Origin of the sequence: uncultured Microscilla sp., assembly GCF_947493425.1 — a bacterium.
Lineage (GTDB): Bacteria > Bacteroidota > Bacteroidia > Cytophagales > Microscillaceae > Microscilla.
On the sequence record NZ_CANLRP010000199.1, the window covers coordinates 1 to 14525 of the forward strand.

The 14525-nt window shown below is 39.4% G+C and carries 7 protein-coding genes; 3 read left to right on the forward strand and 4 right to left on the reverse strand.

Features of this window, described 5'->3' with window-relative positions; genetic code table 11:
* Positions 1-188 precede the first annotated feature (188 nt).
* From Q0954_RS29080 to Q0954_RS29090, 3 genes are all read right to left on the reverse strand, one after another.
* On the reverse strand, positions 189-2315 hold the full coding sequence (locus Q0954_RS29080; RefSeq protein WP_299463762.1) for a 7TM diverse intracellular signaling domain-containing protein: 2127 nt from the start codon (positions 2313-2315) through the stop codon (positions 189-191).
* 929 nt (positions 2316-3244) lie between these two features.
* Positions 3245-3550: a hypothetical protein gene (locus Q0954_RS29085; RefSeq protein ID WP_299463765.1), complete on the reverse strand. Its 306-nt coding sequence runs from the start codon at positions 3548-3550 to the stop codon at positions 3245-3247.
* A 364-nt stretch (positions 3551-3914) separates the two neighbouring features.
* Positions 3915-4631, reverse strand: a complete 717-nt coding sequence (locus tag Q0954_RS29090) for a DUF3800 domain-containing protein (RefSeq protein WP_299463767.1) — start codon at positions 4629-4631, stop codon at positions 3915-3917.
* A gap of 615 nt (positions 4632-5246) precedes the next feature.
* Here Q0954_RS29090 and Q0954_RS29095 point away from each other — a divergent pair.
* The 3 genes from Q0954_RS29095 (at position 5247) to Q0954_RS29105 (ending at position 11837) form a co-directional block, all read left to right on the forward strand.
* On the forward strand, positions 5247-5873 hold the full coding sequence (locus tag Q0954_RS29095) for a response regulator transcription factor (RefSeq protein WP_299463770.1): 627 nt from the start codon (positions 5247-5249) through the stop codon (positions 5871-5873).
* A gap of 566 nt (positions 5874-6439) precedes the next feature.
* The gene (locus Q0954_RS29100; protein WP_299463773.1) at positions 6440-9709 is read left to right on the forward strand and encodes a glycosyl hydrolase; all 3270 of its coding nucleotides are present in this window, start codon (positions 6440-6442) and stop codon (positions 9707-9709) included.
* A gap of 1333 nt (positions 9710-11042) precedes the next feature.
* The gene (locus Q0954_RS29105; RefSeq protein WP_299463776.1) at positions 11043-11837 is read left to right on the forward strand and encodes a leucine-rich repeat domain-containing protein; all 795 of its coding nucleotides are present in this window, start codon (positions 11043-11045) and stop codon (positions 11835-11837) included.
* 165 nt (positions 11838-12002) lie between these two features.
* Here Q0954_RS29105 and Q0954_RS29110 read toward each other — a convergent pair whose 3' ends face one another.
* Positions 12003-14417, reverse strand: coding sequence for a tetratricopeptide repeat protein (locus Q0954_RS29110; protein ID WP_299463779.1), 2415 nt, complete (start codon positions 14415-14417; stop codon positions 12003-12005).
* Positions 14418-14525: the final 108 nt, after the last annotated feature.

Consider the following 14525-nt stretch of genomic DNA (forward strand, 5'->3'; position numbering starts at 1 on the left):
CTATTTTTTAACAAAGTATAGCCTCAAAAGATGAGGTTAAGAATGTAAATTTATTTTGGTACCATTCCTAAGAGAGGAGAGATTACTTGTCAAGCTGTAGGCAAAACTTCTTTCCCTGGTCTTGTGGCACCAGGCTATTTTGGAGGAATAATTGCGGGCTTGCGGTGTTTTTGCCTAACCCACCAAGACTAAAGCCTTAATCCTAATACCAGTATGTCATCAGTTTGCTTGCCAAAACCCTTCCAGTCTTCCAGGCTACGCTCCAGAAACTCTTTTTGGGCAGGCATAGGCAAATGCTCTATTTCTTTTAGTAAATGCTTAAATTTTTTGACCATAAACTTGGCATTGTTTTCCCCACCAAATTGGTCAACATAACCGTCTGATAACATATATAGGGCATCGCCCTTGGCAAAAGTCAAGTGATGTTTTTCAAAGCTTTTTTGGGCATATTGTGTGCTGCCTATGGGGTATTTACTGCCTTTAATTACTTGCATTTGGTGTTTGTGAAAGTAATACAATGGACGCTTGGCTCCGGCAAAGATGATTTTCCCTGCCTCAAAATCAATGAGGCACAACGCCATATCCATACCATCCTGAATTTGGTTTTTTTTATGCCCTTTGGTAGGGTAACTTTCTATTCCCAGAGCGTTCATTACCCCATGATCCAATGCAGCCAATATCTTGGCTGGGTCGGTCATTCCTTGCCCTTTTACCAATTGGTTGAGCAAGTCGTTGCCCATAATGGTCATAAAAGCCCCTGGCACCCCGTGCCCGGTACAGTCTGCCACCGCTATAATCAATTGTTTGCGTCCAGCTTTTTCTACCTCTGTAAACCAGTAAAAATCGCCACTGACAATGTCACGAGGTTTGTACAAGATGAAAAAATTCAGCCCTTGTTTTGTCAATACTGTTTGAGGAGGCAATAACGCCAACTGAATACGTTTGGCGTATTGAATGCTGCTTTTAATATTATTGTGGGCAAGGTGTAAGTGTTGGATTGACTCTTCAAGCACTTGAGCCTGGGCTATAATTTCTTCTTTTTGGTGCTCTATTTCACTGGTGCGGCGTTCTACCTCCTTTTCAAGGTGTTCGTTTTGTTCTTTTACCAGGCGTTCATTTTCTTGCTGAGTACGTTCCTGTTCTTTGCGATAAAAATTGAGGCGATTGGCAAGCGCCAGCGAAAACAGTAAAACCTCACCAGTGGCGCCCATTTCTATAAAAAAAATATTATCTATATTGATTGGCAATAGGTTGGCGTAGCTCAACGAAGCTACCGAAGAGGTAACAAATATACTCCCCCAACCCAGCAGGTAAAGCCGGGCAGGTGCATATTTTTTTAGTGCTACTTTTACCCCCATTGCAATCAATAGTAGAGAAGTAAGAAGAATAAACACCTGGCCTAGTTTGATCGCAATATTGAGGTCAAAAAAGCTAATCACTGCCACCACCGTAAAACAAGGATGTAACCAGTAAGAAATAGTTCTGAGGTGGGGTGCGTAGCGTTTGGTATGCAAAAAACGGTTGGCAAATAAGATCGAGAAATAACCGATCAAAACCAGCAACAAAAAGTTGTATTCATCCAGGGTAGGGTAATTAGGCCACAAAAATTCTTGCGAATGCCCTGCCATGGTAGCAGTGAGCAAGGTAAGGCTGAATACATAACATACATAGTATAAATAAGCTAACTCACGGGTACTGATATAGATAAATAAGTTGTAAAGAATCATGATAATCATGAGCCCAAAATACATCCCATGCATTAGGTCTTTGGTGTGGTTTTTTTCTATAAAAGCAACAGCAGTGCCTATATATAAAGGTGCCATCAATACCTTTTGGCTATGGCAACGCATATAAAAAACATGAGGTTCGCTATCAAGCAAACTTATTTTAAACAACAAACTCGTAGCTTTGATCGCGCGCTCATTATAGGTACCCCGTTTGGCTTCGTGATAATGCCCATTAGGTATAGGCGTATAAAACTTAAGGTCTTGCAACGACGTATTGGTGAGCTCTAGCACATATTGTCCAGGGTTGCCTTGTAGTACCAGTTTAAACCATACAGTGCCTCCATTTGAGCCATAATTGACCTTATTTTGTTTATTAAGCTTAAAGTGCTTTTGTATCTCAGGAGTTCGTATTTTCTGAAGGGTAATCTGGTGAGTAGTATCCGTAAAAAAGCCCACATAAGGGGTTACATCAATGATTCTGTCACTTCCGTCGAGGTATAAGACTTTTTGAGCCAGTGCAGGAACACTCTCTGTTATAATCAGCACTACTGCCCACACAGCTATAAAAAGTACTTTGAACCTCTTCATGATCAAAACCTTTATTTTTGTTAATTTCTTAAGCTTTCACCCACTTACTTCAAAACAAGCGTTTAGCAGGCTTGCACATTCAACCATTGGCTATGCCAAGATAATAAAAAATTGGTCGTAAACTACATTGCCAAAAGAGTTTTGGTAAACTGATGCCTGGCAAAATAAGCTGCCCCTTTAGTGGTTGCTTTATGGCGATCACAGTTGATTGTTTAGGAACAGTGTTCAAAATAAGTGTTGAGATTGAGGGTATAAACTCAAGGCTGACTGAGGCCGTTTTGCGGGCAAGGCAACATCCGGGGGATGTTGAGCCAGACCGTGGGACGGTACTACGGACAATAAAAGCTGCCAGCCTCGGCGGAACTGCCGGGTTAACGAAAGTCAGGAAAGAGAACCGCAGAACGAAGTTCAAGCTCTGCAAAGCTAATATGTTCTAAACCGGACAGCTTCAAAGTCCCGATTTCTTATTGGGGTTATTGTTGAGGGCTACGCCCGAAGTCCCGTTTACGGGGCGATTATGTTCCTTAATGCTGTTTTTTTTAACAATCAACGCAGCAAAAAGCGGGCGACCGTTGTCATTGGCTCCTCTCTGCAATTGAAGGAATGAACAATGAGGCTGTTAAAGGGTAAAATACCTACTCTTTAGCCAACTTGATAAGTTCGGGATATTTTTTTTATTGTAATTGTACAATGCCTGGACTACCTGTTCTTTTCTGGTTTGTGCTTCAGGAGGTGACGTTTCATCAATTTTTTGTAAGATCGATAGCATTTTGCTTGCCTCATATATTTCTGTATTTTTTAGGTTTTGTATGCATTGAAGCATGATTGGCTGGAGGTAATGCCAAACCTTGGGTGATTGGAGTTTGTCTGAGATGTTTGCCATCTATTTTATCTATTTCTTGAGGGGGCTTTTGCTATCAATGCCAGTCCTAAACCAGACCAATGCTCCCCCAGCGTTTTTTGGTGGTTACTTGCCCGTTGACATCTAACTGCTGCGTTATAAGTGGGTATACCACTGACAGCATTGGGTTAGAATAATTAAAGCCATTGCTTAAGTTTTTGTGTCGATAATGAAACAATGCCTTCAGGTCATTGTCTGAAGCCACCATCGCTGGATTGGTAAGTAATGGGCTATGGTGAAACTGGGCGTACTGTTGATTTTGCGCTTTGGCAACCCCTACAGTACACAACATGCTCAGTATATATAGGTAAGTAAATATTTGATTCTTTTTCATCTTAAGTTATAGAATAAAGGTTATTACGAAAAATTTTTAAAGACTCAATGGATTGATAACGACTCATTTACTGACGATTTCTCAAAAAATAGTCGCTGCATTCATTCTTATGACAGGTTGCAATCCTTGTAAACGGTCTTTGTCTAATGCACTGAATATCAATGCCTGTAATTTTTCGTAATAATGTCTAATATACCTCATAGTTTTTTCTGAATTCCTTAAAAAAGTGAATGACAGCCTTTAAAGTATTAGAAGCATCATCAGCTAGTAAGATACTTTTAGGCATTGGTAAAATAGAGCTAGGGGGAATATTTTTTAGCTATAATAACTGATTAATTTATACTTGACAAGACACCCTTTATTTTTATAACAGAAGGTCTTCAAAAGGGTTATAATCAGGCGTATAAGAGAAGCTTTGGATTACTTTGGGTTTGAGCATTTGTACAAACAACTTGGTAATCTCAGTTTTAAGCTTTTCTTCGTAGCTATAGGCAAGGGTTTCGGTCAGGAAAAAAGCCAGTTGTGCCAGCAAACCTGCGTCTTTGGGCACAAACCTAAAGTGCGCGTCTGAAAACAAGTTGGGAACATACTTACCTTTGATGTAGCGAGCAAACTTGGGGATAAACTTGCTGGAACGGTTGCTGGGGGGAGCCACCAATTTTAATTGGGGAAACCGGGTAAAAAACTCTTCATCTGCTACAGTATTGAGCAGTTTATAAAATCGTACCCAATGGTTTACTTCTTCTTTCGACAATGTTTTTTTGTCAATGACAATGTAGTGCATCAAAAATGGCAACTCACTCAATTTTTGTAACAAATTAATGCGGGCATCGTGCTTGTTTTCCAGCGAAGTAAGAATGTTTTGAGTACTTTGGGGAGTAAACAAAGGCATTTGGTTGGGAGTTGCATCGCTAACAGGTTTTATCTCACTTATAATTTTTTTTACCCCTTGCTCTACTTCTTCCACCTCATCACATTTTATAATCATCGCATTAATTATAAAATGTGATGAAGCTTTACTACGGTCAAAGTTTAAATTACTATTGCCGCTTTCATCCAAAAATGCCCAGTAATCTGTCATACATGCTAAAACAACTCAGACACAGTACCTTACATTGGTCTGATATATTATACCTACATTAGTAATCCGCAATTTACGGCAAAAAAACTAAGAAAGGCTATTGTTTAAATTATTTGCCTTTGAATTTATGGAGTTTCACTGCATTTTTTTTATTTTTAAGAAACATATCTGTGTTTTAAATGCTTCTTATTGAGTAGCTTTACTTAATAAATCCTGTGACTTTTTTTATACTCATACAAATCGACCAATAATATTTTATTAAAAAGGGTAAGGAGTAATAAAAATCAAACAAATATTTCATTTGAGAGGATTTTTGTAATATTGCCACACATTTTTACCTTAAAACCTTATATATTATTTTTTTTAACTATTCTATATTAGTTTTCAACAAGGGAGTTAACAACAAACAATCTCCCAATTTTTAGTAAGTGTGGTTTTAAATCTACACCATTTTGTGGTATTAAAATCATCCAAACTCATTGTGGGTTATAATCTTTGAGGGAAAGCAAAGTTAACCCAATAAAAATCAAGAAAATGGTGCAAAATAAGTTCAATATCTAACCCCCTAATTATGAAGCCTGTTATACTTTTATTAAAAAACACAACTTACGAATTATGATAACACTATACCTTATTGACGATCACGCCCTTGTAAGACTTGGGTTGAAAAAGATTTTATCCAGATTTGATGAGATTAAAATTTTGTCAGACTTTAGCAGTGCTGCTGAAGCACTGGAGCAATTAGACAATGTAAAACCAGATTTGGTATTATGTGACATTAGTCTGCCCGAAATGGATGGTATAGAGTTTACTAAAAAAGCCAAAAGTAAACATCCCGACCTAAAGGTAATTATGCTAAGTTCGCACAAAGAAGAGTTTTATGTATTGAAAGCTGTGGAGGCCAAAGCTGATGGTTTTTTGCATAAGGATGTGCTCGAAAACGAATTAATAGAGGCAATCAAAAGGGTCAACCAAGGAGGGAATTTTTACAGCCAGGACATTTCTCAAATCATTATCAACAGTTTTGTCAACGGTGATAAACCCTCTATTCCTCAACTGTCTGCCCGTGAAAAAGAAGTACTACACTTTTTGGTAGAAGGGTTGTCGAACAAAGAGATAGCCGATAAACTATTTATTAGCTCCAAAACTGTAGACAACCACCGGGCAAATATTCTAAAAAAACTGAATCTCAAAAACAACGTACAACTCGTAAGATTTGCCCTTGAACATAAGCTGGTATAGTTTTTTGAGGGTTTTTGCTTGCCGAATAGGGGTTTTACCTATTACCCCTATCATTTATCCCATATCATTTCCCAAAAACAACCTATTTACTGGTATTATAAAATCTGCTACCTTTGTAACAGACAATTAGAGAGAAGTACAACACAAAACAACTTCTCATCTAAAACCAAAAAAGACCTTATTCTCTTTTAAATAGAGACAAAAATATAAAGTGTTTTTGAGCACTCTCTGGCTCAAAGACATTTCAAAGATTTACTTTGATAAACTATACGTTAGCAGGCGTTCTACATCAGGGAGGGAACCTTAGACGTTCTCTCACCTGATTTTTTTTTGTACTTATCTCAATTTACCCCTCATTTTTCTATTCTTAAAAAGCAGTTTTTACCAAACTTTACTATACCAGTTGTATTAATTTTACGAAAGTAAAAAAATAATCCCGTGTCTTTGTTGATCATCTGCTATATTGCCACAAATTAGGTAAGCTTTGCAACAATACGCAAGGCAAAGCCCATAATGGCTCATTCACTGTATAACAAAACACACTATTTTTAAAACTTTTTATTTGGATGAAAAAATATATATACTGCTATTTATTAACAATACTTTTGGGTTGGTTGGCTTTGCCCACCCTGGCACAAACCCCCCAATTAAAATCAAGCACTGTTGCCCACATGAAGTTTCGCAATATAGGGCCTGCCACATTTTCGGGCAGAATCATAGACCTGGCCGTAAACCCAGGCAATTTTAGTCAATATTACCTTGCTACTGCTGGAGGCGGTATATGGAAAACTAACAACGCAGGCACTACCTTCCAACCTATTTTCGATCACCAGGGTTCTTCGTCTATAGGTTGCATTACGCTAGACCCCAACAATGCCAATGTGGTATGGGTAGGCTCTGGCGAAAACAATGCTCAACGTAGCATTGCCTATGGCGACGGGGTGTATAAGTCGACCGATGGTGGCAAAACCTGGAAAAACATGGGGCTCAAAAAATCGGAGCACATTGGTAAAATCATTGTCGATCCACGCAATTCAGACGTGGTATACGTAGCTGCTCAGGGACCACTATGGAGCATGGGCGGAGAGCGTGGTTTGTATAAAACTGAAGATGGTGGCAAAACCTGGAAAAAAATACTGGACATTAGCGATAAAACCGGGGTAAGCGACTTAGTAATAGACCCAACAAATCCTGACGTACTCTACGCTACTGCCTGGCAACGTTTCCGTACAGTGTTTAGTATGCTCAGTGGAGGTCCCGAATCGGGCATTCATAAATCTACGGATGGTGGCAAAACCTGGCGAAAGGTTCAAAACGGTATTCCTGGTGGCGACTTGGGACGCATTGCCTTGGCAATATCTCCAGTAAATCCTGAATACGTGTACGCTATAGTAGAAGGAATGCCCGCCAACCGAGGTTTTTATCGCTCGGTAAACAACGGAGAAAGCTGGCAAAAGATGAGTGGTTATAATACCAGTGGCAACTATTATCAGGAAATCTATTGCCACCCTACCGAGCTAAATACGGTGTATTCGATGAATACCTTTGGTATGGTAACTTACGATGGAGGACGATCTTTTAAGCGAATAGGTGAAGACCTAAAGCACGTAGATAACCACGCCATCTGGATTAACCCCCGTAATGGTAACCATATGCTCATGGGGTGTGATGGTGGTTTGTACGAAACCTTTGACCGCGCCCGTACCTGGTTGTTTAAGCCTAACCTACCTATTACTCAGTTTTATAAAGTAAGCACCGACAACGATACGCCTTTTTATAATGTGTATGGGGGCACCCAAGACAACGCCAGTTTTGCCGGGCCTTCACGCACCAACAAAGATATGGGCATAGCCAACTCCGATTGGGAGATTAGTACGTTTGGCGATGGGTTTGAGACACAAGTAGACCCAAAAAACCCTAACATTGTATATGCTCAGTCGCAGCATGGCTTTTTGATGAGGTACGACAAAAAAAGTGGCGAACGCATTGGTATCCAACCTGTAGAAGGCAAGGGTGAACCGGGGCTGCGATGGAACTGGGACGCTCCTTTGTTGATTAGTCCTCATGCCAATACTACTTTGTATTTTGCTGCCAATAAGCTATTTAAAAGCACCGATCGAGGCAATTCATGGAAGGCCATTAGCCCTGACTTGACCCGCCAGCTCGACCGCAATAAAATGAAAATGATGGGCAGGGTATGGAGCGTGGATGCGATCCGGAAAAATGCCTCTACTACCATTTATGGCAATATTGTGGCATTGCACGAATCGCCCAAAAAAGCAGGTTTATTATACGTAGGTACCGATGACGGCCTGGTGCAGGTGTCGGAAGATGACGGTGCCAACTGGCGAAAAATAGAGAAAGTAGGCAATGTGCCTGAGCTTACTTATGTAAATCATTTGCTTGCTTCGCAACACGACGAAAATGTGGTATACGCGGTATTTAACAACCACAAAAGAGGAGACTTTAAGCCTTATGTGCTTAAAAGCACCAATAAAGGAAAAAGCTGGCAATCGATAGCGGCCAACTTGCCCGCTCGTGGGTCAGTGTATAGCATTGCCGAAGACCACGTTAACTCAAAACTATTGTTTGTGGGTACCGAGTTTGGGGTCTTCTTTACGATAGATGGTGGCAATAAGTGGATTCAACTAAAAGGTGGGTTGCCTACGGTGGCTATCCGCGATATGGAAATTCAAAAAAGAGAGAACGACCTGGTATTGGCTTCGTTTGGGCGTGGTTTTTTTATTCTGGACGATTATTCTCCTTTGCGTACGCTCAACAATGATTTGCTTGCCAAAGACGCCCATATTTTCCCTATTAAAGACGCTTTGTGGTACAATGTAGCTACACCATTGGGTATCCGTAAAACCGGGTTTCAAGGACATAGCTTTTATGCTGCTCCTAACCCTGAGTTTGGCGCAACGTTTACTTATTATGTAAAAAAATCAATCAAAACCCTGCGTCAAAAACGCAAAGCTGAGGAAGCCAAAGCCCGCAAAAACAAACAAGACATCAAATACCCGTCGTTTGAGCAAATGCGCGCCGAAGACGATGAACTACGCCCTTATTTTGTTTTTACCATTACCGATGCTTCGGAGACAGTCATCAGACGAATTAAAACCTCGGCAAATAAAGGGTTAAAACGCATTACCTGGGATTTACGCTACCCTGCGGTAAACCCTACTCGCCTGACTCCTTACCCTACCCTTGACTACTACCAATCACCTCCGCAAGGTCACTTGGTTACTCCGGGTACTTATAAGGTAACCTTGGGCAAGGTAGTAGATGGTAAATATACCGAAATGGTACCTGCTACCAGTTTTAAAGTAGTTCCTTTAAATAATACTACCATTCCTGTACAAAACCGGGCGGAGGTAACGGCTTTTCATAATAAACTGAGCAAAATGAACCGGGCTGTGATGAGTGCCAACAGATTGCAACGTGAAATGCAACGCAAAATAAGGCATATGCGTGTAGCAGTGCTCAACGCTCCCAAAGCATCTATGAGCCTACTGGCAGACATTCGCAAGGCAGATAAGCAACTACGTACCTGGAACCGTGCCATGAATGGTGATGGTAGTTTGAGCCGACGCTTTTTCGAAACGCCTACTTCGGTGTCATCACGTATTGGGTTAATTGGCTACCAATTGGCGCAAAGTACCGCCCCTCCTGCCAAACTACACCAACAAAGCCTTAAGGTAGCCGAGGAGTCTTTTGCCGCATTGATGAAAACATTGAATGAGGTACTGAATGACTTGAAAAAAATAGAACGTGCGTTGGAAGCAGCTGGAGCTCCTTATACTCCGGGACGTGCACTTCAATGGAACAAGGATTAATGTAAACATTGGATAGATTTGAATATTTAGAGCCTGGTTGATAAACTCAAACCGGGCTTTTTTTGGAATAAAGCCAACAAATACAGGAGAAGCACCCACTGCCTTTCCCTGTTTCAAAATAACTTTCTGATATTGGTCTCGGTGAAATTACTAAGAAATGTTTGGCTTACAACGAAGGATAGATACAAGAAAGTAAGTATAAATACTGATACACATTGTTAAGTGTAACATTTTTCATAACAACTTGTTATAATTTTATAAAAAATAAGGTTTTTTAATCTTAATTTGTTAACTTTATAGTGCTTGCAGGTTTTAATCTAGCATTTTAACATTCAAACTTAAACCTAATAAGGATACATTTAAAAGTAGCCAAAAGGTAAAACTTGCCTATGGTTCGTTTCATCTTTTGGATTAAAAAAGTGCCTTTTGATCCTTGTTTTAGCGATTTCTGAGGGCATAGCCTATAAACTATGGTCGAGGAGATTATATAATTACAAGGCGTAAAAAGTCATAGTTTTACCTCCAAAAGTGAAAGTTTAAATGCATTCTAAATACTTATTTAAGTTTTATAATACAAAATTGATAATTATTTGACACCAGGCATTTTCAACCCATTGATGTAGTGAATTAATAGCAACTATCCTTGATTGTGTGCTATAGGGTAAGGTTTTTTATCAAAATTCCTTATTGTAAATTTAAATCATTTACAACTATAGTTAGCAGTATCTAGCTTTGTACACCTTTTCTTCTAATCGCATGTTTAAAATTAGTCGTTGGTAGTATCCTCCAAACTTGATGCTGAGGATTTAGAAACTTTCCTGCGACTTGGTTCATTAATTAGGTCTCTGATAAATCGAGACCATGAGCTTTTACGTAATTTTTCTGATTATATACTGTCAAACTGAATCTACTGTTTAAATCCCAACTCATCGCAACTTTGCTATGGCGAGTTTAATACAATTGCTGAAGCAAAACCAACCACAGCAGGGATGTAGGTGTGGTTTACTTCGAATACAAACTCAGGTGGGAACTCCAAACTTAATTTGGAGGATTCGTGGAGATTCAGTTAAGTTAGATTTAATGTATCTGCGTATCTGAACCAGAAATTTATCGTAAAAATTCCTTTTAAATAACCACTTTAAACAATGCTAAAGCAACAACCAAAGGGCGTGTTATATGCTCTTAAAAGACCGTTGCCTTTTAGACAATATTGCTTTCTTTACACTTCTGAAAGCCTCAAAGCTTCATAAACTACCTCATACGCTATCTGGTGAAAATCTAAAAGATGCTCTTATTCCTAATCACATTCATATAACACTAAAATAACAAAACTGTGATAATCGAAGCCAATTACATTTCCAAGATTGAGAAGCTACTAAACAGTGATGATGAGGTCAATCACGTGATAGCTTTTCAGATTATGAGCGAAATGGGTGCCCCTATTGACCTGCACCCAATAATGACCAACCAAATTTCTAAAATGCAATTGTGTATGCAATATGGTTTTAGAAACGTGATAGCCAAGAGAAGGGTGTATATGCCCGATGAGTTTGTGCTGACTACTATATGCATTGAGTTGTCTTTGCCTTATGGTACACCATTGCGTTACCAAGACTTATGGCGTTTGGAAAAACTGCACATACCAGAATACCCTTTAAGAAACCATTTTACTTTTGGATTGGAGGATGATGCCACCTGTTTAGACGGTTTACAGTTTGCGGCACAGCTCAAAGAGTTGAGCATTGTAAACCATGAAATGGATAAAAGTGAACTAGCGGTGTTGCAACACTTGACTAATCTGGAAGTGCTAAAACTGAAGGGAATCAGTCGTGGAGTGTTTCGGATGAAAAACATCCAAAACTGGAAACCAGTAGGGCACTTGCTCCAGCTCAAAGAGTTACATTTGGTAGATTGCCAATTGGAGGATTTAGCATTTTTGCCCAAAAGTATGCCACAGCTAGAGCATTTGAATCTACAGCACAATCATCTTACAAGTTTGATAGGTTTGATTGATAACCCTGCCATTCAGTACTGCCAGTTAGATGTAAGAAACAATCCTTTAAACGCTGATGATCTACCCTGGCAATTAGAGTGCCTCAAAACTCGTAAGGTAGAGGTGTTGTATTGAGCCGTTTGTTGGATTTAAAATAATGCTACGTTGTATTGTAAAACCCCTTAACTGTATTAGTCAGCTAAGGGGTTGCTATTTGCCTCAAATAAAACTTAAAAAAAAATCTGAACCTTGCAGAACAGCCTTCAACTTGTCGCCTGTGCCTTGCACCTGTATTAGTTCCTAACTTCCTAACTCACGCATCAACTTTTTAAACTTTTCTTTGTCCTTTAAAGGGGCAAACAGCTTTTCTGTGGTAATCTTTTCTTTTTCTTTAAACCCTTGTTTTACTGCCCGCTCCAAGCTGTCTATCGCTTTGTCGGGTTGGTTTTTTGCCATAAAGTAGGCAGCCCTGCTAAACTGTAGCATCGCCAGTGTTTGGTCAAGTTCAGTGGCTTTTTTGAGGTCTGTTTCAGCTTTGTCCAATTGGTTTGCTTTTACATAAGCATAGGCACGGGCGCTGTATAAGATAGCTGAGTTGCCTACCTTGTCAAGACAAGCGTTGTAGTCTTCAACAGCTTTTGTTGGTTGCCCTGTCTGAAGGTAAAGGTTTGCCCGGGTAAAATAATAGTTAGGGTCGGTACCCAGCTCAATTGCCTTGCTCATCGATCCAATAGCTTCTTTGTACTTTTTTTGTTTTATTAATATCAGCCCTTCGTTATTTCTATAAGAGTCTTTCTTAGGCTTGAGCTTGATCAGCTCTTGGGCATACTCGAGGGCTTTGTTATGGTCTTCAAGTTTAACATGACACAAAGTCAGTCTTTCTAAAATAGCCACTTCCTGTGCAGGTTTTTCGACATATTCATCAGCTTTTTTCAAGTAAGGAATCGCTTCTTTATACTTCTTTTGCTGTATATACAACTGAGCTATATCATTTGAAATCACTATTATCATTTTCTTTTGCTGGAGTTCTTCTCTAATAGCCAATGTGTTTTTGAGTTGCTCGATGGCTTTCATATAGTTTTTAAGCTCATTATAAGAACTGGCCATGTTATAGGCTACCTGTGCCATTGCCTCTTTATCATCTAGCTTTTTGAGTATTTTGTAAGACTTTTGGTAATAATCAATTGCTTCAGATCTTCTTTGGAGTTTTTCGGAACACATGCCTAAATTAAACAAGCTTTGCGCCTTCAAACGTTCGTCAGCTTCTCCCTTATACAAAGTCAATAGTTTGCTTTGATAAAAATACACCTTTTCAAAGTTTTCGGCTTTGTAATACACCATCGATAGCTCTTTGAAAAACTCGCGCTTATTTTCTTCAGTCAGTTTGAACTTGCTGCTCTCTTGCCTAAGCTTGTACATTTTCTCCATGATTCCCCCAGTACGACGATAGTCCTTCATGGCGCGGTATAAATCGTTCAAATGCCCCAAAACAGCCAACATACGGGCGGTATCTTTTTTAGCCTCTTTCATTTTCAATGATTGGCTAAATGACTTAAGGCTTTCACTATAATTCTTTTGGGCAAGGTATACCTCTCCCATATTTACCAAAATATAAGAAATGTCCTTTGTTTTATTGTGTTTTTTCCGCAGTTCCAAACCTTTGTTATAAGACTCAAGGCTTTTGTCATACTCCCCAATGGTTTTATAAAGAATGCCCACATTCACATATTCATCCATCAAAAGTTCACTTGCCTCCTTATTATCTGGCAATGACTCCAGGTGTTTGATGACACGCAAGTTGCAGTCAATTGCCTTAGTAAACTTTTTTTGATAATAATAAGCACCTGACAACTGCTTGTATAAACTTGCCCTTGCTTGTGCATGGGTGGGAGTGTCAGGGCGCAGGTTCAGTGCTTGCTGAAGGTAATAAGCCGATGAGTCGTGTTTCTCGGCAAGCCTATAGCTGTACCCCAAGCGTTCGGCTATGGTTACACGTTGAGGAACCATTTCTAACTTGGTAAACAATTGGTAAGAATAGTATAATGCATTGATGGTATTTTTCAGGTCTTTTTGTTTGAAATACACCTCTGAAATATTTACCATAATATTGGCGACCGACTTAGTGTCTTGCTTCTTCTGATACCACTTTTTGACTTTTTGGTAATTTTCCAGTGCCAAGTCTAGCTTTCCCTGTTGGTTATAAAGAATGCCCAAATGTAACTGTATTTCAACCAGTTCTTCAGGTTCGTTGAGTTTTTGGAAGCGCTTTTCTGCCTGTTTGACATAGACAGTTGCTTTAGCCATTTCCTGGTTGTAAAAATAGGCACCACCCAATTTCTTAAGTAATGTGGCAGCTTTTTTGGCAAGTTTAAGTTCTTCAAACAATTGAAAAGACTTATCAAACTTGACAATACTCTCCTTATATTTTTTTTGGATAGCCAGTAACGCACCTTGTTGATGGTAGCTCTCGGCAATACCAGCCTTATAACCAAGGCTTTTGGCCAATTGTTCGGCTTCTTTGGCGTAACTCTTCGCCTTATCGAGTACCTCTTTTATTTTATAGGCTTGTGCCAACTGATTGAGCACATCTACCCGTGGCTTGTTTTTGAGCGTAGCCAGTTTTTTTTCAAGTAAGGGGATGCTGTCATTTTGCGCTTGTGCGGGGTTTAAAAAACACCCCATACACACTATTAAGCATATAAATAGTTTTTTCATTGTAATTTTTGTTAGTTCGTTTTCATTATATTTAGTCCGGAGTTAGTAGTCAGTAGACCATAGTTGCTTCGCGTAAGTTAATTACGAGTTTGAGAATTACGAATTAGT

Coding starts and splice junctions, on each gene's coding strand:
- Q0954_RS29095 (WP_299463770.1), top strand. CDS start 5,247: ATGATAACACTATACCTTATTGACGATCACGCCCTTGTAAGACTTGGG.
- Q0954_RS29090 (WP_299463767.1), bottom strand. CDS start 4,631: ATGACAGATTACTGGGCATTTTTGGATGAAAGCGGCAATAGTAATTTA.
- Q0954_RS29110 (WP_299463779.1), bottom strand. CDS start 14,417: ATGAAAAAACTATTTATATGCTTAATAGTGTGTATGGGGTGTTTTTTA.
- Q0954_RS29085 (WP_299463765.1), bottom strand. CDS start 3,550: ATGAAAAAGAATCAAATATTTACTTACCTATATATACTGAGCATGTTG.
- Q0954_RS29080 (WP_299463762.1), bottom strand. CDS start 2,315: ATGAAGAGGTTCAAAGTACTTTTTATAGCTGTGTGGGCAGTAGTGCTG.
- Q0954_RS29100 (WP_299463773.1), top strand. CDS start 6,440: ATGAAAAAATATATATACTGCTATTTATTAACAATACTTTTGGGTTGG.